Raw genomic sequence first — 25,175 nt, forward strand, 5'->3', positions numbered from 1 at the left:
GGAAGATGAGGCCCCCTAGGTCTGGCCCTACCCCACCTTCAACACCGGTCAGGACCCCGAGACCGGCGCCGCCGAAGAACCCTCCATGCGGGAGCGCGAGACCGGCCCCACCGTCCTGTCCACCATGGTCGACCGGCTGGCCGCCGCCGCTCCCCCGGTCCGCCGCATCTGGCTGCCCCCGCTGCCCGACGCGCTCACCCTCGCCGACGCGGCAGGCCCGGTCCAGGCCTCCGAGCACGGGCTGCACCTCGCCCAGCGGGGCGACGCCATGCGCGTACCACTGGGCGTCCTGGACGACCCGGCCAAGCAGTGGCAGGAGCCCTGGTTCCTCGACCTGACCGTCGCCGGCGGGCACACCGCCGTCATCGGCGGCCCGCAGTCCGGCAAGACCACCCTGCTGCGCACCCTCGCGCTCTCCCTGGCCCTCACCCACACCCCGGCCGACGCCGCCGTGTACGGCCTGGACCTGGTCGGCGGCGGACTCTCCGCGCTCGCCGGTCTTCCCCACGTCGGCGGCATCGCCGGACGCGCCGACCACGAACGCGCGGCCCGCACCGTCGCCGAGGTGCGCGCCCAACTCGCCCTGCGCGAAGAGCTCTTCCGGGAGTACGGGATCGACTCCGTCGACCAGTTGCGCCGCCTGCGGGCCCAGGGGCGGATCAGTGAGATCGGCTCGACCGACATCGTGCTCCTCATCGACGGATTCGGCGCCCTGCGCGACGAGTTCAGCGACCTCGACGACACCGTCGCCGACCTCCTCAAACGCGGCAGCGGCTACGGCATCCACATCGTCGCGGGCATGCTGCGCTGGAACGACGTCCGCATCGCCACCCAGTCCATGTTCGGCACCCGCGTCGAACTGCGCCTCAACGACCCCTCCGACTCCAGCATCGACCGCAAACTCTCCGAAACGCTCTCCGCCGACACCCCCGGCCGCGTCCTCACCGACGGCAAGCTCTTCGCGCAGGTGGCACTGCCCCGCATCGACCATCGCCGCACCACCGGCGACCTCGGCCCCGCCCTGGAGAGCGCCGCGCGCACCATCCGCGCCAGCTGGCACGGCGAACTCGCCGACCCGGTACGGGTGTTGCCCACCGCCCTGCCCGCCGCGAAACTGCCCTCACCGATCGCCGAGCCCGCCCGCATCCCGCTCGGCGTCGACCAGGACGCCCTCGCCCCCGCCCACCTCGACCTGTTCGGAGGCGACCAGCACCTCCTGGTCCTCGGCGACAACGAATGCGGCAAGACCAACCTGCTCAAGCTCATCACCCGCCAACTCATCGACCGCCACGGCGACAAGGACCTGGTCTTCGGCGTCTTCGACCCGCGCCGAGGCCTGCGCGTCACCGTCCCCGAGCCCTACCGCGGCGGCTACGCCCACAACGCCAAACTCGCCCAGGCCCTCGCCACCGGCATCGCCGGCGAACTCGAAAAGCGCCTCCCCGAGACCGCCGACCCGGACACGATCACCAACGGGCCCACCTTCACCGGCCCCCGCATCGTCATCCTCGTCGACGACTACGACATCCTCACCACCGCCGGCCAACAACCCCTGGCACCCTTCCTGCCCTACATCTCCTCCGCCCCCGACATCGGCCTGCACTTCGTCATCACCCGCCGCGTCGCCGGATCCTCCCGCGCCCTGTACGAGCCCTTCCTCACCACCCTGCGCGAAACCGGCGCCACCGCCCTCCTCATGACCGGCGACCGCACCGAGGGCCAGCTCTTCCCCGGCCTCTACGCCTCCACCCAACCCCCCGGACGCGGCACCCTGGTCCGCCGGGGACGGCGCCACCAGCTCATCCAGACCGCCCTCGCCACAGAGACCGAAGAGACCGACACGGAGACCCAGCACCCGTGACACCCCCTGTGTCAACCTCACACCGCTTGAAGCGTCGGTGGCGGGGCGGAGAGACGTTGCAGTCCGCCGTGCCGGTCAGGCTGGTAGGACTCACTGGTGAGCCAGCACCGGTGAATCACGCGGATCCAGGCGCGGGCCAGGACACGGACTGCATGGGGATGGTCCATGCCGCGTGCACGGGCCCGCTGATAGACATCGGCGGCCCAAGGGCTGCTATGGCGGCTGTTGCCCGCGAAGGTCGTCAACGCGCTCCGCAGGCGCTTGTTGCAGGCCCAGCGGAAGGACACCCCGCGCATGCGTCCAGACGCCCTGGTGACCGGGGCCACGCCTGCGAACGCCGCGATCGCGTCCGCGTCGGCGTAGGCAGCGCGGGAGTCACCCCATTCGGCCAGGATCTGGGCGGCGTTGACCAGCCCTGCCCTGGGCAGCGAGGAGAAGATGTGCCCGTCGGGGTGCTGGGCGAGATGCGCGGCCACGGAGCGGTCCAGGTCCCTCTTGACCGTGCCCAGCGTGCGCAGGACCGCGACCAGGGCGATCACGGCGTCGCGGCCGGCCTCGCCATGGTCGGGGTCCATCACGCCCGCGGGGGCCGAACGCAGACGCTCGACCAGCTGGGCGGGGCTGCGGCGACCGCAGTAGTGCTGCTTGGCGCAGAACGCCGCCATGCGCTTCTCACCCAGGGCCGCGGCGGAGGCGGGGGTGGGGTAACGGGCGAGGAAGTCCAGCGCGATGGGCGACTCGACATCCGCGAACAGCGTCCCTGCACCGGGCCAGAAGGCGTCCAGCAGAGCGGAGAGCATGTTGGTGGCCATGACCCGCAGCCGCACCACGTCGTCACGGGTGCGCACCACGGTGCGCAACGCCTTGGTCTGATTGCTGAGCGGGCGGGCCTGACTCAGCTTGTGGTGCCGCAGCCGCAGATACTCGGCGATCACCATGGCATCGCCCGGATCCGACTTGGCGCCCGACAACACCTCGGCATCCCGCCAGGCCTTGATGGCGTTGGGCTTCACCGGAACCACCGGATGCCCGGCCTCCAGCAGCCGGTCCACCAGCCGCCCATCAGGGCGCTCGATCGCCACCGGTGTGCTCTCGGCATCACCGAACTTGCCCAGACGGCGCACCAGTTCGACGAAACCCGCCGCAGTGTGCGGGACCGTGAAGGCACAACGGGTCCGCCCGGCCTCGTTCAGTACGCACACCGCGTGCTCGTTCGACGCCCAGTCGATCCCGACGTAGTACTCACTTTGGGGCAGTGTCACAGCTCTCCTCGCGCCGATCAGCGAAAGGCCGGTGACGAAGCTGAACCCCGGGCGGTCACTGACTGGGGCTCTGTGGCGCGTCCCTCTGTTGCCGGTCGACAGCTCCGGAAGAGCCGGGGGCGGCAGTGTCACGAGGGCCCTGCAAGAGCGACCAAAGACGGCCGTCACCCCGGCTCTCACCGGCATCCAACCACGAACCCTGCAACAGGGCCCGCAACAGAAAGGGTCCCCCAGTGACCAAGGACGTCATCGCCCTCACCCCCAAGATGCCCGACACCTGGACCGTGATGGCCGGCCTGGGCGCGGCCGGCCCCGACGCGGAACTGACCACCGCCGCCGACGACGCGGTCATCCAGCTCTGCGGCACCGGGGGACGCCCCCTCGTCTCGGTCGAGGCACCCGTTCTCGTCCAGGTCCCCGGCGAGGCGCAGCGCCTGCTCGGCGACCAAGTCCCCGCGCCCGACGGCCCCTTCTGGTGGACCGAAGCCCGCGCCACCACCTCCGCCCCAGAGGCGGGGCACCTCGCGGGCTCCGTCTGCGGGCGCCTGACCCTCCTGCTCGGCGGCACCACCTGGCCACCCGAAGCGGCCACCACCGACGTCGTCCCTCCCACCTCCGACTTGACCGCGCTCCCCGCTCCGGGTCAGCCAACGGTGGATGTCCTCACCGACTCGACCGCCGTCGTCCTGCACGACCGGCCGGTCCTCGCCCTGACCACGTGGCTCTCCGACGTGCTGCGCACCACCACCCAGAGTGCTCTCAGCCTGCAGATCGTCACCCCGCCCCATGTCCGGCTGAGCACACCCGCCCGCACCACCCTGGCCAAAAGCCCGAACCGCTGGATCATCCAGGATCCCACCGACGGCTACTACGACGGCCTGACCGGGACCGTCCTGCGCTGGCAGGACGGCACCTTCGCCCCCGCCCGCACCGCAGACGGCCAGGCGGCCATAGCCGAGGCCTTCACCACGATCACACCGACCGACGACCGCCAGCTGATCGTCGCGTTCCGAACCGAGCATCCGGCCGACGAACAGCTCGTCCTCGGCCGCTCCCTGGAGGCCGCCTGGCGAACGCTCACCGGAGCGCCCCCGGCCGGCTGGGGCACCGCCGAGCCGATCAACCTCCCCTGGTCCACCCGCCAGTTGACCGACCTCGCCCGCGACCGCGCCCCCGCCCCCACCCACCTGCTCGCCATCGGCCACCCCGACCGCCCCGCGATCGCCACCCACCGCATCACCCGCACCACCACCGGCATCGAGGAAGACATCACCCTCACCCTGGGCTACGGCCCCGACGAGACCCCGCCCCTCGACGCGATCGGGCCCCTGGCGGAAACCCTGGTCGCCGAGCACGGCCTGGCCACCATGCTGACGTCCCTACGCAGAGCCCGCCGCGACCTCACCGCCCCACCCCACTTCGAGGCCCCGCCGGTCCCGCTCGCCCTCACCCTCGGCCCGGACGACGTACACGAAACAGGCCTGCCGCATGCCAGCCGCCCGCCCCTGAGCCTGCGCCCCGTCCAACTCGGGCCCACAGCCAAGCCCGCGCTCCACTACCCCTTGGGTGACGGCACCAATGGCGAAGCCTGGACCACGCTCCAGCAGCTCACCCAACACCTCAAAGCCGCCCCAGGACCGGCCAGATCACCCCGGTGATCCAGGGCGAACAGGGAACACCGGACCGCCTCACTCATCACCTACGCAGAAAGTCGACCATGCCGGAGGAATCCCCTCTGATCCAGAGCCTGCGCACAGCCGTCGCGGCAGCCCCCAGCGACGTCCCTCTGCGAGTGCACCTCGCCGAGCTGCTGCTGGACGCCGGTCACCACGATGCGGCTGTCACGGAGACGGCCGTCGCGCTCCAGCACGCACCGGGCGATCCGCTCGTACGCGACCTCATGACCCGCGCCATGAGCCCCTCCAGCCCGTCCACACCGCCGCAGAACGTCACACCCCAACCCGCACAAGCCCCGGCGCACCAGCCCACCGACACTGGCCCCCGCACCGGCTTCAACTGGCAGGCCGCCGAGGACCAGATCGGCGACGCCATCCCGCCCCGCTTCGTCGAGGCCCCGCTCAGCACCGACGGCAACGGCGACCCCGGCGACGCGGCCGCCTGGGACGTCACCGCACCCGGCCCCGTACGGCTCGCCGACGTCGGCGGCATGCAGGACGTCAAGGAACGCCTCGAAGCCGCCTTCCTCGCGCCCATGCGCAACCCCGAACTGCGCAAGCTGTACGGCAAGAGCCTGCGCGGCGGACTGCTCCTATACGGCCCGCCAGGCTGCGGCAAGACCTTCATCGCCCGCGCCATCGCCGGCGAGCTCGGCGCGAACTTCCTGTCCGTATCGGTCAACGACGTACTCGACATGTGGATCGGCAACTCCGAACGCAACATGCACGAGATCTTCCAGACCGCCCGCCGCCAAGCACCCTGCGTCGTCTTCCTCGACGAGCTGGACGCGCTCGGCGCCAAACGCAGCCGCACCGCCCACAGCGGCATGCGCAACACCGTCAACCAGCTCCTCACCGAGCTGGACGGCATCGACTCCGCCGCCAACGAAGGCGTCTTCGTCCTCGCCGCCACCAACGTCCCCTGGGACGTCGACATCGCCCTGCGCCGCCCCGGACGCCTGGACCGAACCCTCCTGGTCCTGCCGCCCGACGCCCCGGCCCGCGAGGCAATCCTCCGCTACCACCTGCGCGAACGCCCCATCGAGAGCATCGACTTGGGAAAACTCGCCAAGGCCACCGACGGCCTGTCCGGCGCCGACCTCGCCCACCTCTGCGAGGCGGCCGCCGAAAACGCCCTGCTCGACTCCGCACGCACCGGCACAATCCGCATGATCAGCATGAAAGACCTGTTGCACGCGGCGAAGGCCACCGCGCCCTCGACCGAACCGTGGTTCGCCGCCGCCCGTAACGTCGCCATGTTCGCCAATGAGGGCGGCATGTACGACGACCTGGTCGCCTACCTGAGGAAGAAGCGCAAGCTGTGACCACCTACCCCCAGAGGGACCGGGCCGAAGCTCTGTTCGAAGTTGGCCGATACGACGACGCCAAAGCGCTGCTGTCTCAATGCCTCGCCGAGGACCCGGACGACCTTGAGGCCTGGAACGTCCTCGCCACCTCACACGCGAACCTGAAGGAGTATCCCGAAGCAGAACGGGCCTTCAACGAGGTCCTCCGCCTCAACCCTGAACACTGCGGCGCATACACCCAGCTGTCCAAAGTGCTGTGGCCTCAAAACCGTCTCCCCGAGGCAACCGCAGCGGCCCGCGAGGCAGTCCGCCTGCAGCCGGGGCGATGGTGGACGCACTCCGCCCTGTCCCTGGTCCTCAGTATTCATCCTCCCCATCCCCCCACTGCCTACTACGAGGCGTTCGAGGCGGCCCAAGAGGCAGTTCGACTGGGACCGGACCAGCCGGACGCCTACAAGGTCCTCTGCCTGGCCGCACACCGGATCGGCCGGCACGACATCGTGGAGCAAGCCCTGCCCCAGTGGCTACGCCTCGACCCGCAGGACGACATGGCCCTGGCCTGGGCAAGTCACTCCCAGGGCAGTGCGCCCGGCATCAAACCCGCCGAAGCCGCAGACATCTACGCCGCCGCTCTCACCGCGACACCGAACTCAGAACAAGACCTTCACCTCTGGCTCGACCGCGCCGTCTACCGCATGCTGCGCGGCACCCGCTGGCTGGCACTGACCTGCCTGGCGATCGCGGGATTGACAGTGGACGTCCTGCCCACGGCGAGGGACACGCGTCTGGAGCTGCCGGTTCCACCCGCCGCCCGCCTCTGGGCCTGCGTACTCATGACCGCGGTATGGGGATTCGGGACCTGGTGGCGCTACCGGAAGCTGAGCACCGGCGTACAACGGAACATCTGGTCCCTGGCCCGCCGCGGCGTGTGGGCCCGTATCGTCCTCGGACAGGCCTTCATCACCACGCTCTGCGCCCTGCTCATCGCACTCGTACCGTGGACCGACCGCACCGTGCCCCAAATCCTCCTCGGTGCAGGACTGTTGACGACGTTCTGCACCCTCTGGTTCGACAAGAAAGAAGCCGCCTGAGGAAGACCAGACGGGGCGCAGGCCTACGCGCCATCATGTTACGGCCCACCAGAGCTCAGGCGCCGGATTCCTTGAGGCCCCGTGTGCGTGGCGGGCGTGGCGGGTTGTGCTGCCAGCTGCCCTGCGTAGGCCAGCAGGTTCCCCCCCTGTGTGCCCACACCAGCATCGAAGCCACCATCACTGCTGTGGAACGGGCACTGGCCCGCCAACGAACCCGCATCCAAGAGCCAGCAGCAAACTTCACCAGAACCGCTTAGAGCCTCTCGCATGACGAACGTGATGTGCTCAACCATGTCCATGGTGCACGGATTGGCATCGGCCTCTGACTGAAGATGCTTGGCATCGACGGCTGACTGAGGACCGGCTCACTGTGGACCCTGACGCAACTCGACAAGAACACGACAGTGCGTAGCGTCGACCTAGGCGATCAGGAGGCATCCTCACCGGACTGGTCGGTCGCGGTTTCAAAGCTGGAGCCCCGGTACTCGGGGTGGTTCCGGTCAACGGCGCCGGCAACGTGCAGCGGGACGGGATGACGGGTGCGTGCATCCCAGGCGAGAGACTGGTGACACAGGGCCGCTGCTAGTGCGGCAAGGTCCTTCGCATCGTGCTCGCCTGGCTGCGGCACAGTGATCTGAGTGGCAGTGAAGCTGTGCCAGTCCTTGCGTAGCAGCGTCCCTCTCAGGTCCTCGGGGATCGTGAAGCGGGTGTACGTGCTGCCGTTGATGGCCGTTTGGCCGAAGCCGTCGTAACTGCGCGATTTCTGGGCGAAGTACCAGCTCGTCACCCCTGTGGATGTTGTTCGTGCGTGCAGCCAGTCGTCAGGGGCTTGCGGCCGCGCCGGGTCACGTCGTCCCCGGGCGTCGGCGCGGTCGACGGGCGTGGGGACCTCGCCGTACGAGGTGTTGATGCTGACCACAGCGACCGAGCGGCCGCTGCCGTCGAGACCTTCGGTGGGGAGTGTGGCTTCGTCGAGTTGGGCGTGCTGTAGTCCCGGCCAGATGGTCCGGCAGGCTTCCGTGTCCACGAAGATGACGAGGGGGGTCTGTCCGGGCAGAATCCGCAGCGCGGCTTTGATGTGCTCACGGACCAGCGCCGCGCCTTCTTTGTGGCGGGCGTGCTGGTCCACGCCGATCGAGCCGGCGCCGAAGGATGCCTCTCCTTGGGGAAGGGATACCCAGGCGTGGTCGCGGCGGCTGTACATCTCCAGTCGCCAGGGCTTGTGCGGGTCTGGGTCGGTGTGCAGAGCTGTGAGGACCTCCACCATCTGTGTCTTGTCCGCGGAGCCGAACTTCGCGCTGACTCGCTGCTGGCGTAGGTGCAGCCCGACCAGGATCGTGGGGCAATCTAGCGCAACGCCCTCGGCAAGGCGTCCGTCAACAGCCCCGAGACGGAACATCAGGTCACGCAGTCCGTTGATGGCTGGGTAGTCCAGACGCGGCCGCTTGGGCTTGGGCTTGGGCTTCGAGGCTTCCTCGCCCACCTGCGGCTCTGCATCAACGTTGCCTGCCACGGTCGTGAGGTCGGTGCTCACCTCCGGGTCTTGGGAGATACCGTCGTCGTCTTCAGGCTTCGAAGGCTTCGGCCGGGGACGCTGAGCGATGAACTGGGAGACAGCTCCCCGCCGATGGAAGTGCCTGCGGAGATCCTGCTTCGGGTCATAGGCATCGGCCTGTTGTCCCCTGCGAGGGGTGCGCTTCTTGGGATTCCAGATCGTCTCGACCCATACGCCAGTGAGCATGCTGTGCGTAAGCGGTGCGAGGAAGAAGAGTTCACGATCCCAGTCGACCGGCGTAGGCGAGGTCAGAGCAGGCAAGCGCCGCAGCTGCACGCACATCCGGTGCGTAAGCCGGTGGTCGGTGTTGTCCCCCCACTCCTCCGCCTGCTCCGGCTCCTCAAGGTACGGGGTAAGCGCGGTGATCATGCGCTCACGCGTGTACTCGTCGTCGTACAGGGCGAGGATCCGTACCTGGTCCTGTCCCGTGCCGCTCAGAGCGTGGTCGAGATCTTCCCGCGCGACGGGCCCCTTCCTGTGACGGACCACCTCGACGTCGGTTCGTTCGTACACGAGCTGCTCGGCTTTCAGCCTCGACGCAGCCCTCTTCACATGATTGGCGAGGTAGAGGTTGAAACGAGTTCCTGTGCCCTTACCCAGCGGATGTTCGGTGGGACCAGGCACCAGGGCCCGCACCGATCCACTCACCTTGGCGAGGTTCTCGTTGGTACCGAGCTGGATGGCTTCCAGATTGCAGGCAGCGACGACTTGGGCGGCGAAGTTGCGTGCGTACGGCTCCCATCCTTCGCCGGTTCGGCGGTGACCGACGGGGAGGCGGAGCACGGTGTTGTTCTTTCCGCGTTCGACGAATGCGGTGCGGGTGCCAGCCCAGTGCGTGGCCAGTCTGCTGAAGGTGGGCAGGACGTGGATGCCGATCCGCGGCTCGCCGGGCAGCGTGATGACCCGGAAGTCGAGCTTGTGCATCGCGTAGCCGGTCCTCGCCGGTCGCTCCGTCTTGCCTTCCAGGACGTGGTCCCAGGCGAGCAGGCTGCCTCTGGTGTCCATCAGCCATTCGATGCGCCGCCCTGCGTTTGCGGTGCCGGCGGGCAGGTGGAGCGGTTCACGCGCGACTGCGGCGGCGAAGTTCCACGCGGCGACTTTGTAGAACCACTGTGGCGCTCGTGGCCGGCCAGAGGACGCGTCACGGATGAAGGATCCGAGCTTAGGCTTGTCCATTTCACTCTGCGCCAACAGCGGAGAGAGGGTGTTGGCGTCCGTGCCGCCGTGAATGAGTTGTTCCCAGCTGCGGACAGCCCGCGTCAGCAGACGTGGCGCGATGGGCTTGGTCGTGGCCAGGACGGTGGGAACTGCACGGTCGTCGTCGGGTGGAACGTCGACGTCCGGCATGATCACGATGGGCTGGCTGGTCACCGCGGAAAGCGCTGTGGCGAGCCCTGCGTACGCGGGACGGATCGGCTTGGAGGTGTCGTTGTCGCGGTAGCGAGGCAGCTGACTCCATGCCTCGGCGAAGTCCTCGTTCAGTCGGTAGAGGACTACGGTGCCGAGGCGCTCAGGGGCGAGGAGGTAGGCCAGGGAGGTCAGCATGCGGTGTCCAATGAGTCTGCGGTGACTTTGTGGTTGTCGGCGAAGGTGAAGAAGGCCCGAAGTGCCTCGCCGTTGGTGGTGAGCATGGTGTCGAGTTCACCGGAGCCGGCCCAGTCAGCACGGAGTTGCCGGATGAGGCTGGGCAGGTCGGAGTTGCCCTTGGGGTCCAGGAAGGCGTAGTCGACGAGGCGAATCCGCCCCGGTGTGCCTCCACGGCGCGCACGGCCGACCAGCTGGATGATGGAGGCGATGAGCTCGGCGGCGATGGCCTTCTTGGCGCGGCGAGGCAACGCGCTGAAGTAGCGCTCGCTGCTCAGCAGTTCGTCGAAGTATTGGCCGGACGTCTTCTTGGATCGCGCGAGTTCGAGCCATGGCTTGTCGTGGACGCGATGATCATCGAGGGCTCTGGCGCCCACGTGGGCAAGCAGCTCGTCGGGGTCGTCGACGATCGACATGGGGCGTACCGCGAGCCAGATGGAGCCGATCCGGGAGCGGCGCTCACCCGGTGTGAGGATGTTGAGGCTGCGTTCGGCGCGCTTGAGTGGAGCGATGAGGATGCGCGTGTGCGGGCGGGCCCCGAAGTCCTCCAGCTGGTCACCGGCGATCTCGATCCAGGGCCGGTCCTCGGCTTCCACCTCAGTTGCCGTGTCGGCATCCGCGTCAGGCTTCACCGCGACGGCGATCAAGCCGGGTGGCGCACCGGCGGCGCGCATCCCTTCGGCCAGGTCGCGGCAACTCTGATAGGAGGTCGTGGCGAGCAGGATCGCGTCCTGGACGCCAGGGATGTCTGGCTCGCCGAGGTCTTCGAGCTCTCGCGAGAGTTCACTCCACAGCCTCATGCCGAGCTGTCTCGTGGCCTCCCGTCTCTTCTTGCCGGTGAGCCCCGAGATCCGGATCATTTCACCCGCCAGGTCCGGGATGGCACGGGCGTCGATGACCACCGACGAGCCCTCGTCCGGCACGATGAACTCGGGGCGGATGTGGATGTGGTGCCGATGTGCGCCCGGCATGTAGGCGGTCGCCGAAAGCCCGAGGACGACCCGCGGGTGCCCTGAGTGAGCGAGTGCGGTGATCTGCCCCAGTGAGGTGACGTAGCGGTGTGGGTCACCGCCGAACGCTGCGGCACTCAGTTTGGTCTCGTGAGGTGACTTGGGGTTGTGGTCCTCGGTGAAGGCAAACACCAGCCGTCCGAGAGGGCCGTGCGGAATTGCCCTCCAATTCTCGTAGCCACCCAGAGCCTGGGTGATCTCCTCTGCCGCGGGGACGCCGGCGAGTTTGAGCTGCGGCGCGTCGTGAACGAAGCTGTACAGCATGCCCCTCAGCGGGACGAGGAACATCCTGCGTACCAGCCGGTCGATCACCGCTGCTCGGGTTTTCGACGCGGGGATCCAGGAGGTCAGTGCTTCGAACAGCTCACCGCGGGCGTCCTCCCGGACTCCCGCGGCGTCGGCGGCAGCGGTGATCGAGCGCACCAGCCGCGCGAACTCGCGAACGTGCTCAGGGAGAAGATAGGTCGCGATCTTGCTGTCGTACACCGCTTCCATGAGCACCGCCGCCCCTGCGGCATCCCGCGGATCGGGCTCGGGCGACACTTTGGACACGTCGTCGGCGAGGAAGGCAGCAAGGTGCCTGCCTAGCCATCCATCCCAGCGCTGGGGGACGATCCATCGTCGACCGCCTCGCTGTTTGCGCGGCTTCTGGTGCGGATCCTCCGGGAGCTGATCGCTCAGAGCCAGATCGCCGCGGGCCAGATGCATGGTGTAGGTCTCGGCCAGGCGCCTGCACTCCGACACGTTCGATCGTGTTCGTTCTTCCAGGGCTCCGGGAAGCCGACCGAACGCACTGACAAGCTGAGTGTCCACTTCCAAAAGGGGGCGATCGTGACCACGGTCGCCCCACGCCAAAGTCAATCCCCGCCCGGACCGGTCCATCACCGTCGACTGGAAGGCATCGAGCTCGTCGATGAGGACGACTTGGGCTCGCGTCATGAGGAACTTCTCGACGCTGACCTTCTCGTCCACCGTCCCGTCATCCATCTCCATGGGGATGTGCATGCGTCCCTCGTAGAGGTTGGCGTGCGTGGTCACGATGATGTGAGCCGATCCAGCCTGCCGGGCGAGCCGAAACTTCCCGCAGCCCTGCATGAAGGGGCAGACCTTCGGAGCGGGCATGCTCCGGTAGGGCTCTCCGCGCTCGGGACGTACGGGGGTCAACTTCGTGCAGGGCTCTCCTCCCGGTACCCATGTGTCTACGGCTTCATCTACCGAGGCGCACGCGGGCAGTTGGCAGGAATAGCCGATCCGGGCGAAGACCCAGTCAATGTAGTCCGGGTCATGTGCCCCCTTGACTGCTCGGTCCAGTTCCCGCATCAGGCTGTTCGGCGACATCAGCGGGACCACCGCCGCCGAGGCATCCACCCCCAACCGCTCCCGGACACCCCACCCTTCAAGGTCCCGCTCGATTGCGTGAGTGAGTTTCAGCGCGTTCGCGTTGGTGTCGACGACCAGGGCCACAGTGTGCCCCTCCTGCACTGCCCAGGTCGCGTAGCTCCGAAGGAGGACGCTCTTCCCTGAGCCCGTCGGGGCGCTCAGCACAGTGGTCGGGCCCGCCCGCAACCTCATGGCGCGATCGACGTCTTCTCCCCGCACGGTCCGCATCTTCTTGAAGAAGGGACCGAGGGTCTCGGCCCGGAAGGCGTTCCCTTTCCCTTCGTCAAGCTCTGCATTCAGCTGCAAGAAGTCCTCAACCTTGAGCACCGCCTCGGCAAGTTCCGGGGCGGTGTGCAGCGGGACCGATTGTGGCTGACGCGGCGGCGCTTGGTGCTCTTCGAAGGTGTAGTACGCGAGTACGGGGGCCTTCTGGCGCCCTGCCATCGGTACGCGCAGCGTGTGGGTGTACTCCCCTGGTTTCGCGATCGCGCTCAGGACCTGCTGGGACACCCGGATATCGTCCATCTCGGCCAACAGCTGGTCGGCACAGGTCCGAGGGTCAAGACCATGGTGGCCGACTACCTCTTCTTCCCCGTCCTGCAGACGGAAGCCCGGAACACGGCGCTCAAAGAAGTTCGCGTCGGCGTAATCGCGAAACGCTGTGTCGTTCGCCAGCTGGTTCGCCCTGTGGGCGAGCAGGCGACTGAGACGACGCTGATCCTCCAGAGGAAGGCCCGCGAAGGCTGCCCAGGCATCGTACTTCCCCGTCAACAAGTACTGCGCGGCCGTCAGCGTGGTACGCGACCGTCCCTCGGGGAAGTACGCCTGTGCACAGGCACAAGCGCAGGCAACCAGCCGTGACACGAGGCGGGACTGGCCCCGTCCGAGACCATCGCGTTCGCGTTCGTCCTTCACCGAACCCGCCTCGCCTCGGCGAGCTTCTTCTTCACGATCCGGTTCACGTCATCGACCATGAGGACGGTGTAATCGGGCAGTAGGTCCTGCAGTTCCGCGCGCTGCGCAGTGCCCCGATGATCCGGGAGGACGATGGTCTTCGCGGCGAGCGGCTTCTTGGCGATCTCGTCGGCAAGGGCGGAGGCACTGGCGACATCCTTGAGATCAAGCGCCAGCGTCCAGTCCAGCTCCTCGATGGCGAACCTCACGTCGTAGAGATCCTGGCGCGGCCAGAGCTCGACAATGAGCGGCGGTTTACCGTCCCACCGCTTGTAAAACTTGAGCTCCTCGATACCCGGTACGACGATGAACCGCCACACGGGGAATTCGACGCAGACCGTCTGGCGGTCGCCGTCCCGGTAGACGACCTTGGCCGCTGGCTGCCTGCGCACCGTGTCGTCCCGGGGACGGAGCCTGGGAGGCTGACCGCCCTTCAGATTCCGGACGGCGTACTCAGCGTTGTGAGCTCGGTAACTGCAGCGCACAGACGCCCCGTTGACGCGCATAGGCCACTGACACACAGGGCAGGGCCACCAGTAGCGCCCCTCATGAGCGCGATCCGGTGGAAGGGGCACGTAGCGGACTGGAGGCAAAATCCCGGCATCGCTGCACGCGTCAGCAATGCGCTCCCGTTCACCGGCCGGGTGCTCGGTCGTGAACCGTCGCCGAATCACGTAGTCCGCATCGCTCGCCCCCGCCTTGAGTCCGAGAAACGCCTCGTTTTCGATGATCTCGTGCTGCATCCATGTCCAGGTGGGCATCCAACCTCGACCGCGATCACCTCGCTCAAGCAGCGACACGATCGCCGAGCATCCGTCGGAGTAGACGTCGTCGCTGATCTCACCCCACTCCAGGATCGTGACCTGCCCCAGGGGATCATCCTCGAAGGCTTCGGGAGCGATATACCGAAGTGGATTCCTCGATAGCTGGTCGACGAGTTCAGCCGGGGTCAGGGCTTCTCGACCGGCGCCGAGGATCGAGTTGACCACCCCGGTCATGCTCATTACTTCGCGCCAGGCCCGGGATTCCTCGCGCCGGATCATCCAGGCGTACCCAAGGCGAATCGTGGCGCTGACCAGCATGGTTCGGCGCCGGCTCATAACGGCATCGAGCACCGTCACTCCTCCATCTCACTTTACTGAGTGTTCTTGACAGAGAGCTCTGCGTGATGGAGGTAATCGTGTCGGAGTGACGAGCGCGCGATCACAAGCATGTCCGCCAGCGTGTCACGACCTCGAAGGCCTACCACCGGACTGACCAGGCTGTTTACGGTCAGTGGAGGCAGGAGAAAGAATCAGAGTTTCACCCGCCCGGGTGATACCCCACCGCCTGTGCCGCTTCCACCGCGGACACCGGACACCAGGCGGGCCAGCTCCGACGACCGCGGCCGCGCGGAATCCGAGTCCCATGATGCGAAGCATGGTCATGACCTGGGCGCCCTGATCGGGGTCGGGGAGCGGAGAAGTCTGCCGCCGTCACGGTGTCGGGGGCATCGGCCCACAAACACCCTTAGGGGCCGCGCCGTAGGTGCGCGGTCACTAGCCCAGCGCCGCGGGCGGAGAACACGTCGTTGTGCGGGTGGTCGCCTACGTACATGACGTGCTCGGCGGGCACCCCGGTCTCGATGACGAGCCAATCGGAGAACGCTCCAGACGGCTTTGCCACGCCCCCGTCACCGGACGTGACGACCAGGTCAGCGGGCAGACCGAGCGCCCGCAGCAGGCCGCCTGCCTTCACCGTCTGGTTTCCTGCGCCGATGACCTGCCCGCCGCGCTCGCGGAGTGCAGTGAGAGCTGGCCGCACGTCCTCGTACAAGTCGCTCTCGTCGAGGCACTCGCTCCGGCCCGCCGCCTCGCGGGCTTCGGATGCGGCGGCGATGTCGATTCCCGGTTCGAGCAGGCGCAGAGCCTCGTCAATGTCCTTACCTTGCGCGACAACAGCGCCGACAAGGGCAGACAAGGTATGGCGAGGGGTGCCAATCCAGTCCGCCCACGACGCCTAATAGCGATGGTCTCGGACCAGAGGTGCATCACGCTGGGCTGCAGGGCGATTCAAATCGTATCCGCGCCAGAGGCGGCAGCCGGGTGAGTGAGTACGACCTGGACCTGCGCCACGGTCGATCGGCGAGCGCAGGACAGGTCATGGAAGCAACCTGTGCCAGCTCACTCCTGCGCCGTGGTGAGGTCAACGTCGAGCTCCTGAGCGAAGGCCTCAATTTCCGCCAAAGCCAAGCGGAGATCCCCGGCCACGGACTTGGTCAATTCATCGATGGACGAAGGGAGTTGCTCGGCCGCCTGGGCCTCGGGGCTGAGACGGGCGACGTCCAGGTTCACCTGCTTCGCAGCGAGGAGCTCGGCTGCGCTGTGGCGGCGGAACCGGTCGGACTCCTCGCGGTGCTTGCGGGCCGGGTCGGACGGGTCGAACGCCTGCTTCTCGAAGTCGGCCAGGTGCTCGGGCTTCATCGGGTTCTTCTTGAGGGTGAAGCGGCTGCCGGTGCGCAGGTCGTAGGTCCACACATGGGAGGTGTGGGGCGGGTCATCGTCCGCGCGGTGTTCGGATACTGCTTCGAAGAAAAGAACGTGGGCCTTCACGCCGCCGGCGTAGAAGATGTTCTCTGGAAGGCGCAGCATGGTGTGCAGGTTGTAGCCGGTGAGTAGTTCGCGGCGGACCAGGTCGCCCACGCTTCCGGGGCCGCCCTCGTACAGCACTCCATCAGGAACGATCACGGCCGCCCGCCCCTTGTCGGTTAGCTGGGTGCCGATGTGCTGGAGGAAGTTCAACTGCTTGTTGGTCGTGGTCTGTTCACCCACCCAGAAATCCGGGCGGTTGTACGTCACGCTGTCCCGGTCCTCAGCTTCGGCGTCGGCTTCCTTGCCGGACACGTTGATCCCCGACTTGCGACCAAAGGGCGGATTTGCCAGGACCAGGCTGGCGTGCCGCTCGGGGGGCTTAGCCAGAGCGTCACCGACCTCGATGATCGGTTCCCCCGTCGGGTCACCGAGCGAGTGCAGAAGGCAGTTCATCGCGGCGAGGCGCGCGGTCGCCGGCACGATCTCGTGGCCCCAGATCGCCTTCGTGCGCAGGTGATGCAGGGCATCGTCCGGCAGATCGTCGCCCTCTTCCCGCAGGATGTATTCGTACGCGGCGACGAGAAAGCCGCCGGTCCCGCAGGCCGGGTCGGTGATCGTGTCGTGCTGCGTCGGACGCATGCACCGCACGATGGACTCGATCAGCACACGCGGGGTGAAGTACTGCCCCGCCCCGGCCTTGGTGTCCTGCGCGCTGCGGGCGATCAGGGCCTCGTACGCGGCACCATTGATGTCCGAACGGGAGTTGCGCCACTTCTCCTTGTCGATGAGATCAACGATCAGCCGGCGGAGGTGCGCCGGGTTCTCGATGTGGTTGCGGGCCCGGTTGAAGATCAGGCTGAGCGTGGTGTGGTCATTCTGGTCGCTGCGGCGGCCGAGGTCCGTCAGCACCTTGCTGTACGCCTCCTCCAGCGGATCACCCTCGAGGTCAATGAGCTCGGGCCAGCCGCGCCCCTGCCACTCAGGAGTGGTGGGCAGCATGTGCTCGTGATCGGCAGGATTGGGCCGATGGGCGTTGAGCTGCTCCGTCTCGTCTGCCATCTTCAGGAAGACCAGGAGGCTGAGCTGCTCCAGGTAGCTAGAGGCGGAGACGCCGTCGTCCCGCAAAACGTTGCAGTAGTTCCACAGGCGCTCTACGAGGCGGCGGGCTTCCTGATTCACGAGCTGAACTCCAGAGGGAGGGCGGTCTGTTCGCCGTCGGCGAGGGTGGTGTCGTCCGTGCTGATGGGAGGCGGAGGAAGGGTACCCGTTTGCGCCTTCCGGGCAGCGCGAGCTGCCTTCCGAGCGGCTTTGCGTTCGGCCTCGGCCGCCTCGCGCTCGACACGGATTCGCTTAAGCAGCTCTTCCGCAGACTCGTCAGCGGGGTCTTGCTCGACGAGACGGCCGGAGAACGCCTCGGAGAGCAGGGCTCGACGCAGAGCCGAGTTGTGCTGGGCGGCTCGGTCCAAGCCCTGCTCAATGCGGTCAAGGGAAGCAAGGCGCCGCTTGACCGTACGGATCAACCGCTGCTGTTCCTCCAGCGGAGGTACCGGGAACTCAACCCCCTTCAGACGGGCCCCGCTGAGATGAGCAAGGTTCGTCGTGATGCGCACCTCACGCATGAAGCGTCTGGCGTGCAGATGGCGGCGAAACACCAGGAGCGCCCAGCCGGGCAGCACGCCGTCGCCCGCGCGGAAGCGCAGCAGGCTGTTGGTGAAGGCAACCCCTTCGGGGATGCCGCAGTACATAGCGGGACGGCCCACGAGGTGAGGGCTCTGTCCCTCGTTCAGCAGGATGTCGCCCGGCGCCAAGCGATACTTGTCGAACACCCCGGAGAAGTCCATGTCCTTGACGTCGCTGGCGTCGATGCGGTCCTCGAAGACATTCGCGACGCGCAGGTACGGGCGTACCTTCGGGCCGGTGTGCCAGTCCGGGTGCCGGGCACGCCCCAGCTCGACGGTTCCGGCCTTGCCTGTGGTCGTTGCCGTCCAGTGCGCGGGCCAGTGCTCTGGCTCCGGTACGGCGTCCAGGAGGACGGCCTTGCGCAGGGCGGCAATGTCTCGGCGGGCAGCGTCCACCGCGGTCTCGATCGTGTTGAGACGGGCCATGCGGGTGTCGAGGGCGGCGGCGATGCGGTGTTGTTCGGCGGTAGGGGGGACCGGGAATTCCACGGCCTTCAGCCTTGCCGCTGACAGATGCGCGATGTTCGTCGTGATCCGAACCTCACGCATAAAACGACCTGAATGCAGATGGTTACGGAAGACGAGCAGCGCCCATGCGGGCAAGATCCCGGTGTTGCCTCGGAAGCGGATAAGGCTGTTGGTGTACGCCACGTTTGCGGGCTCGCCTCGATACATGGCGGGACGGCCCACAAGGTGGGGACTCTGCCCTTCGTTCAGCAGAACGTCGCCCAGTTGCAGGCGATACTTGTCGAAGACACCGGAGAAGTCCATCTCCTTCATACCTGTCGCGTCGATGCGGTCCTCGAAAACGTTGGACACACGCAGGTAGGGCCGCATCTCAGGGCCTTCGTGCCAGTCAGGATGCCGGGATCGACCGAGCTCGACGTCACCGACCTCGGCTACCGTCGCCCACGCCCACCCGTCCGGCAGTCGCGCTCTATCGGCCGCGCCGATCCCCTCAGCCTTGCTCCCGCTCACGCACCCAGTTCCCTGTCCAACTCGTCCACCAGCTCACCCGGCTGCCACCGGCTGTCCTTGAAAGCGTCCACGAAGTCGCCGTAGCCGCCGACCGCCGCCCGTCGCCCCTCATCCAGTGAGGCAACCGACAGCGTGGCGTTGGCCGCCACCACGTTCACCACCTGCCGCAGCCACACCCGCTGCCGATCGTCGAAAACGACGCCAGATGTCTCCTGCCGGGAGAGCCACGCTTCGAGGCGGCCCTCAACCGTACTGCGATATGGCCGAAACTCTTTCCCATCGAGTCCTAGTTCGTAGCGCATGACGGAGAGGAACTCGACCAATCCGGCGTTCCGCCTCGCAGCACCTCGGGCGATCTCCAGGTCGACGTACGCTTTCCAGAGCCTGGCCTCGGTCCACTCGCGCCGGGTCGCCCTGACCTTACCGATCAGCTCGCGAAGTTCACGAAGCACCTCGCGGGGCGGCCGTCGCTCCTGAAAGGCGAGCCGCAGCGGCAGCATCTCGTCCGCGTGCTCGGCCATGTACGCACGCCAGTCGTCGACGACCCGGCGGGCCTCCTCTTCGTCTCGTAGGCCGCGGGCTTCAAGCAGCTGGTCCTGGCTGAGGTGGTCGACCAACAGCCAGCTGTCCTGGGCGGCTTTGAGGAGCGCGGCCCGCAGTTGTTCACTCGCGGCCAGCAGGTCCACGGCATCGGTGATCTCCTCGGACGCGTCCAGCTCGTCCGGTGCCGGGCTCTCGGCACGTACCACCGCAGGCGGCTCGGTATCGGCGGCCCGAACGAGAGAGCGAACCAGCTCCTCATACGTCCGGTCGGGCTCCAGATGCTCCTCGATGGCCGCTCGGCCCCGCTCGTCGAGGCGGCGTCCGAGACGGCTGAGGCGGCCGGCGAGGGTAGCGATGTCATCGGGATGGACGAGTTCGCCCTTCTCGCAGGCGCTCAGGAGGCGCTCCAGACTCGGCACAGGCCTGGCGTCGTCCCGCACCAGCGGTCGGGCATCGGTCTTGGGGTGCTCGGTGACGCGCACCGCGTCGACGATCACGAACCTGTCCTTGTGAACGGCGTCCGCCGTCACCTTCACCAGATCGGAGCCCTTGATGGTGCGGGCCCCGCGCCCCTTCATCTGCTCGAAGTACGACCAGGTCTGGATGTCTCGCATGAAGACCAGGCACTCCAGGGCAGGGATGTCCGTGCCGGTGGCGATCATGTCGACGGTCACGGCGATGCGCAGGTCGCGTTTGTTCCGGAAGTCGGACAATGCCTTGTCGGGGCGGGAGGCCTGGCTGGTGATTTTCCGGCAGAAGCCGTCCCCAGCCCCGAACGCGGTGCATACGGCCTCCACGATCGCGTCGGCATGCAGGTCGTTCTGGGCGAAGAAGAGAGTCTTGGGAACGATCTCCCGGCTCTGAACCTCGCCGGTCTCCTGATCAACGGTCGGTGGGAAGATCTCGGTGAAGAGTTTGTCCCGGAAGGTCTCCACGACCAGGCGGATCTGGTCCTTGGAACGCACCCGGTGATTGACCTCGGTACGGGCGTAGGGGTCGTCCTCCTCCACGGTCTGCCACTGCTCGGCCCGGGTCAGCTTGTGGATCTTGGCGACGACGGAGTTGACCTGCTGGACCGTAGCGTCGGGATGCACCTCCCTATTCAGCGCAGGAATGACCGAGCCCTGCTGGGTGATCCTTGTGTCGATCTTGTAGATGTCGTAGTCGACGTTCACGGCATCGGCGACGGCCTGCTCGGAGGTGTACTGACTGACCAGGTTGTTGTCGAAGAACGCGAAGGTCTGCTGGATCGGCGTCGCGGTCAGACCGACCACATGGGCGTCGAAGTACTCCAGGACCGGGCGCCACCGTCCGTAGATCGACCGATGGCACTCGTCGACCACGATCACGTCGAAGAAATCGGGCGGCAGGTCGCGGCAGTAGCCCACGGATGCCACAGGGCCCGCCAACCGGTCGGCCCGCTCCCTCTCGAAATTCTCGTCGTCCTCGGCTGGCACGGGGATTCCGGTGAGCTTGCACCAAAGCCGCTGGATCGTGGAGATGACGATCTTGTCGGAGTCCGCGACCGCGCCCCTGCTGAACAACCGAAGGGGCATCTGCTCATGCAAGGGCGTCCTGGCACCGAGCGGAACGAAGTCCCGGTACTCGTTGTACGCCTGTCTGCCCAGGTTGTTGCGGTCCACCAGGAACAACACCCGGTTGGCGCCCGCGTGCCGCAACAGGCGGTAACTACTCTGAACGACGGCGTACGTCTTGCCCGCCCCCGTCGCCATCTGGATCAGGGCCCGCTGGTCGTCACGGGCCAGGGACTTCTCCAGCGCCTTGATGGACCGGTACTGCGCGGACCGCAGCCGCTTGTGGTCGAGGCGGGCGGCGGGAAGCCTGCGGAGACGGGCCCGGAAGGTCGGGGCGGTCGGCGCCCGCTCGGCCTCCCGCATCCAGCGTTCCACGGTGGCGGGCTGATGCGGGGCGAATATGCGCCGACTCCGGGCACCACCATCAGGGCCGCCCGGGGCAGGGGCACCGTCGAAGTGTTCGGCGTCCAACGCGTTCCGGAACCGCCAAGTGGCGCCGTTGGTGGCGTACTGAAACGGCAGAGGCCGCGCGCCCCGCCAGGCCCGGTCGGAGTGTCGGCCCGCGATCCGGGCGGCCTGTTCAGCGGCGATGTCGAGCAAGGCCTGCTCATCGCTCTGCACGGGACCGGCGGCGACAATCCCGCACAGCCGACGCTGCACATACAGCGTGAACAGGACCAGGCTGGGCGAGACCGGGGAGCGCACCGCCTCATGAGCGACACCAAGTTCGCGCTCGCCGGGCGCGTAGACCCGCCATCCCGAAGCGGTCAGGTCCGCTTCCACTGTCCCGGCCCACTCTGGCGCCGCACCGCTCATGGTCCCTCCCAACACGTCCCTGCCCGGACCGAGTCGTTGTCCGTGCACCGATTACAGCAGCCGGTGCACGCGTCCTGGGAACGTACGCAAAGATCAGGCCCAGGACTGCCGTTGTCATCGGCAGTCCGTACAGTGGGCGACATCACACACGGCGTACGAGATGTCACGCCGAGGGAAGGACTGGCCGGTGTACGTGGCGAGGCTCAAGGTCGACGGGGTACGTGGCTTCCACGGCCCGCGCGCCTGCGACCTCGATTTCACGCGGCCCGGCGGCGGGCACGCGGGCTGGACCGTCTTGGCGGGGCGGAACGGCTCGGGCAAGACCACCCTGCTGCGCATGCTCGCGCTCACGCTGACCGGAGGACGCCGGGCACACCAGCTGGAACCGGAACTCGAGGAATACCTGACCCACAGCGCTACCCGCGGTTCAGCGGTGATCACTGTCCTCGCGGACCCGGCCGCCGATGCGATGGCCCCGGGCACGCACGGACTGTCCGAGGCACGGCTCGACTGGCGACCCGAGCAGGCCGCCGGGCTCTTCGACGAGCTCGTCGAAGACTTCGAACCGCCCACCGAGGTGGTCTTCACGGCCCCCCGTCCCCTCAACTCCTCCCTCTGGTCCTCGGCCCCGCCACCCGGCTGGTTCTGCGCCGCCTACGGACCCTTCCGGCGCCTCACCGGCACAGGCCTGTATGAGCGTGCTCCGCAGCAGCTCGACCGGGCCAGCGCGCTGCGCACCCTCTTCGAGGAGCAGTCGGCCCTCACCGAGGCCTTTGACTGGCTCCTCTCCCTCCATCTGCGCTCACTGGAGCACCGCCCCGGCATCGGCGAGCTCAAGGCCGGAGTGCTCCGGCTGCTCAACACCGGCGCCGACGACGGGTTGCTGCCGGACGGCTACCGCATCGAGGACGTCGACTCGGAGGGGATGTGGCTACGGCGCCACGGCGACAGCGGCCCGGAGGGCGCCCGTGTCGAACTCCGGCGGATGAGCGACGGGCAGCGGACCGTAGTCGCCCTGGTCCTGGACATCGTTCGCCAGATGCACGCCGCGTACGGGACCCTCGAGTTCGAGGAGCGCAACAGCGGCACGGTCGTGCTACCGCACCCGGGCGTGGTACTCATCGACGAGATCGACGCGCACCTGCACATGACCTGGCAAAAGCGCATCGGGCAGTGGCTCACCACACACTTCCCGGCGATCCAGTTCATCGTCACCACCCACAGCCCTTACATCTGCCAGGCAGCCGACCCGGGTGGACTGATCCGGCTCCCCGGATCAAACGAGCACCAGCCGCCACAGGTGGTGGACGAAGAACTGTATGGGCGGATCGTGTACGGAACTGGGGATGACGCGGCGCTGTCGGCCCTGTTCGGCCTCGACTCGCCCTACTCCGAACAGGCACGTGAACTGCGGGACAGGCTGGCCGAGTTGGAGTACGACGTCCTTCTCGGCCGTGCCAATACCGGGCAGACCGAGGAATACCTACGACTCCGCGACCGCCTCTCCAGTTCCCCCGTGGCCCGAGTCGACGAAGTGATGGAGCGCTACCGGCTTTCCCAGAGGCGCGACGCGTGATCCCGATCCAACGCCTCTCGCTGCCCGAGGACGTCAGCGCGCGGATGACCATCCTCACCAAGCGCATCGGACTTAGAGACGTAGCAAGCGGGGCGCGCAAGAAATACGCGGACAACCTGTGGGACGGAGAGGGCGACGTCAAGAAGGCCCTGCGCGAAGTACTGCGCCGCATGGCCCCAGGCATCCTCGGCTGCTGCATGTACTGCGGCAGCTGCACCGGTACCGACATCGAACACTTCGAGCCACGCGAGCACAACTCCCTCCAGACCTTCCGCTGGACCAACCACCTGCTGGCGTGCGGCCCCTGTAATAGCAAGTACAAGGGGACATGGTGGAAGTGCGACGAGGAGACCGGCGAGCCCCTGCTGGTAGACCCGACACGCGACGACCCCTTCGCCCACCTCGTCCTCAACCTCAGGGAGGGCATCTACCGCAGCCCGACTGCCAAGGGAGAATCGACCATCGAGCTGCTGGGACTGAATCTGCCCGCGCGGCGGTTTCCCGAAGCCCGGAAACGAGCTCACGAGAACGCCTGGGTGGTCCTGCACAACTGGGGGCAGGCCCGCCGCGACGACGACGAGAAGGGCATGCGTGCAGCACTCGGCCTACTGACCCTCCAGCCGTTTGCAGACGTGTGGCAAGCAATGCTGCGCCAGGCCGTGCTACCGGGCGCAGACATTGTCATGAGGGACGAGCCACCCTGGGTGCTGCCCCTGCTCCGCGACGAAGAATTGCGTGCTGCGACCCTCGTCGAATTCCCCGTCTCCGCCACACCTACAACCAACCACTGATCAGCTCACCCGCGAAGGACACCGATGCTGGGTCGTGGCCGCCGCCTGAGCCAGCTCGCCCTGTCGCGGCTCCCGCCAGAGCACGAACCTGCGGCAAGGAGTCATCGGTCTACCGATTCGCCCGGACGACCGTCTGGATCACCAGGCGTCCGCCCCCGACCACCGGCTTCCCCCATCCCCACGTCCCCTGCCAAGGAATCGAACCTGCGCGCGCCGTCGCCCTCCTGTAGACCCTTACGATCGCCCCACCTGCGTGCACACACAGTGCACACCCACGCGGGAACTCCCGGGAAACCGCAGGTAGAAGCGGGAAGCGCCTCCGCAAGAGATATGGCCCTGACCAAGGAGAAACCCCTGGTCAGGGCCATAAAGACAGACGCGTCGGGCTGTACGCCGGGTTCTGTGCCATCGATAACTGCCCTGCCGAGAAAACCGTTCGCCCCGCACGGCCCGATCGGCGATGATCTGCGACATGTTCCGGTATGCCTTCCCCGCAGCTTCGACCGCAGTCGCGGTCGCTGCGCAGGCTGCCGTCTTCCTCTGCGCCGCACTTCCCGTCGACGGCGCCCGACGCTGACCCTCCCCGGACACTCCGGCGGACCCCCTAGGGGGAGGGTCGGTTCGGCCCCGGGGTCCCCGTCCCGAGCGCGTACGCGATGACGTGCGCCCAGGACTTCTGCTTCGAGTTCCCCAGAAGGAACCGCCATGTCCAAGACGGCTTACGTCCGCACGAAACCGCACCTCAACATCGGCACGATGGGCCATGTCGACCACGGCAAGACCACCCTGACCGCCGCCATCACCAAGGTCCTCGCCGAGCGCGGCACCGGCAGCAGTACCCAGTACGTGCCCTTCGACCGCATCGACCGCGCCCCCGAGGAGGCACAGCGCGGCATCACCATCAACATCGCCCACGTCGAGTACGAGACCGACACCCGGCACTACGCGCACGTGGACATGCCGGGCCACGCCGACTACGTAAAGAACATGGTCACCGGCGCCGCCCA

13 protein-coding genes and 2 pseudogenes are annotated in these 25,175 nt (G+C 67.3%); 7 read left to right on the top strand and 8 right to left on the bottom strand.

Annotated elements, in window-relative coordinates:
* Positions 1 to 22: 22 nt before the first annotated feature.
* A pseudogene (gene eccCb, locus ACFWY6_RS25870) lies at positions 23 to 1,861 on the top strand (type VII secretion protein EccCb); the annotation flags it as partial.
* Positions 1,862 to 1,878: 17 nt separating this feature from the next.
* Here eccCb and ACFWY6_RS25875 read toward each other — a convergent pair.
* Positions 1,879 to 3,123 (bottom strand): IS110 family transposase, encoded by a 1,245-nt coding sequence (locus tag ACFWY6_RS25875; RefSeq protein ID WP_384694784.1) that lies wholly within the window; start codon positions 3,121 to 3,123, stop codon positions 1,879 to 1,881.
* 233 nt (positions 3,124 to 3,356) lie between these two features.
* Between ACFWY6_RS25875 and ACFWY6_RS25880 the strand changes: the two genes are divergently transcribed.
* Genes ACFWY6_RS25880 through ACFWY6_RS25890 form a run of 3 tightly spaced genes read left to right on the top strand, consistent with a single transcriptional unit; the run spans position 3,357 to position 7,197 of the window.
* Complete coding sequence (locus ACFWY6_RS25880) at positions 3,357 to 4,781, top strand: DUF6177 family protein (protein WP_384694787.1); 1,425 nt, start codon at positions 3,357 to 3,359, stop codon at positions 4,779 to 4,781.
* Positions 4,782 to 4,840: 59 nt separating this feature from the next.
* Positions 4,841 to 6,124 (top strand): AAA family ATPase, encoded by a 1,284-nt coding sequence (locus tag ACFWY6_RS25885; protein ID WP_384694790.1) that lies wholly within the window; start codon positions 4,841 to 4,843, stop codon positions 6,122 to 6,124.
* On the top strand, positions 6,121 to 7,197 hold the full coding sequence (locus ACFWY6_RS25890) for a tetratricopeptide repeat protein (RefSeq protein ID WP_384694793.1): 1,077 nt from the start codon (positions 6,121 to 6,123) through the stop codon (positions 7,195 to 7,197). Before ACFWY6_RS25885 ends, ACFWY6_RS25890 begins: the two co-directional genes overlap by 4 nt.
* 427 nt (positions 7,198 to 7,624) lie before the next feature.
* On the opposite strand, the gene ACFWY6_RS25895 is transcribed toward ACFWY6_RS25890, so the two are convergent.
* From ACFWY6_RS25895 to ACFWY6_RS25925, 7 genes and pseudogenes are all read right to left on the bottom strand, one after another.
* On the bottom strand, positions 7,625 to 10,297 hold the full coding sequence (locus ACFWY6_RS25895) for an RNaseH domain-containing protein (RefSeq protein WP_384694796.1): 2,673 nt from the start codon (positions 10,295 to 10,297) through the stop codon (positions 7,625 to 7,627).
* Positions 10,291 to 13,641: a hypothetical protein gene (locus tag ACFWY6_RS25900; RefSeq protein ID WP_384694799.1), complete on the bottom strand. Its 3,351-nt coding sequence runs from the start codon at positions 13,639 to 13,641 to the stop codon at positions 10,291 to 10,293. Before ACFWY6_RS25900 ends, ACFWY6_RS25895 begins: the two co-directional genes overlap by 7 nt.
* Complete coding sequence (locus ACFWY6_RS25905) at positions 13,638 to 14,801, bottom strand: hypothetical protein (protein WP_384694802.1); 1,164 nt, start codon at positions 14,799 to 14,801, stop codon at positions 13,638 to 13,640. The genes ACFWY6_RS25900 and ACFWY6_RS25905 overlap by 4 nt, the downstream gene beginning before the upstream one ends.
* A gap of 391 nt (positions 14,802 to 15,192) precedes the next feature.
* Positions 15,193 to 15,735 (bottom strand): annotated as a pseudogene (locus tag ACFWY6_RS25910) (HAD family hydrolase); the annotation flags it as partial.
* A gap of 107 nt (positions 15,736 to 15,842) precedes the next feature.
* Positions 15,843 to 17,429: an N-6 DNA methylase gene (locus ACFWY6_RS25915; protein WP_384694805.1), complete on the bottom strand. Its 1,587-nt coding sequence runs from the start codon at positions 17,427 to 17,429 to the stop codon at positions 15,843 to 15,845.
* Complete coding sequence (locus ACFWY6_RS25920) at positions 17,426 to 18,907, bottom strand: restriction endonuclease subunit S (protein WP_384694808.1); 1,482 nt, start codon at positions 18,905 to 18,907, stop codon at positions 17,426 to 17,428. Before ACFWY6_RS25920 ends, ACFWY6_RS25915 begins: the two co-directional genes overlap by 4 nt.
* On the bottom strand, positions 18,904 to 21,801 hold the full coding sequence (locus tag ACFWY6_RS25925; protein WP_384694811.1) for a DEAD/DEAH box helicase family protein: 2,898 nt from the start codon (positions 21,799 to 21,801) through the stop codon (positions 18,904 to 18,906). The genes ACFWY6_RS25920 and ACFWY6_RS25925 overlap by 4 nt, the downstream gene beginning before the upstream one ends.
* A gap of 160 nt (positions 21,802 to 21,961) precedes the next feature.
* On the opposite strand from ACFWY6_RS25925, the gene ACFWY6_RS25930 reads away from it, so the two are divergent.
* The 3 genes from ACFWY6_RS25930 to ACFWY6_RS25940 form a co-directional block, all read left to right on the top strand.
* On the top strand, positions 21,962 to 23,377 hold the full coding sequence (locus ACFWY6_RS25930; protein WP_384694814.1) for an AAA family ATPase: 1,416 nt from the start codon (positions 21,962 to 21,964) through the stop codon (positions 23,375 to 23,377).
* The gene (locus ACFWY6_RS25935; protein ID WP_384694817.1) at positions 23,374 to 24,168 is read left to right on the top strand and encodes a hypothetical protein; all 795 of its coding nucleotides are present in this window, start codon (positions 23,374 to 23,376) and stop codon (positions 24,166 to 24,168) included. Before ACFWY6_RS25930 ends, ACFWY6_RS25935 begins: the two co-directional genes overlap by 4 nt.
* Positions 24,169 to 24,873: 705 nt before the next feature.
* Positions 24,874 to 25,175 (top strand): GTP-binding protein (locus tag ACFWY6_RS25940; RefSeq protein WP_384694819.1); only part of this gene is annotated, 302 nt, incomplete at its 3' end.

This window comes from Streptomyces sp. NPDC059037, assembly GCF_042740015.1.
GTDB lineage: Bacteria > Actinomycetota > Actinomycetes > Streptomycetales > Streptomycetaceae > Streptomyces.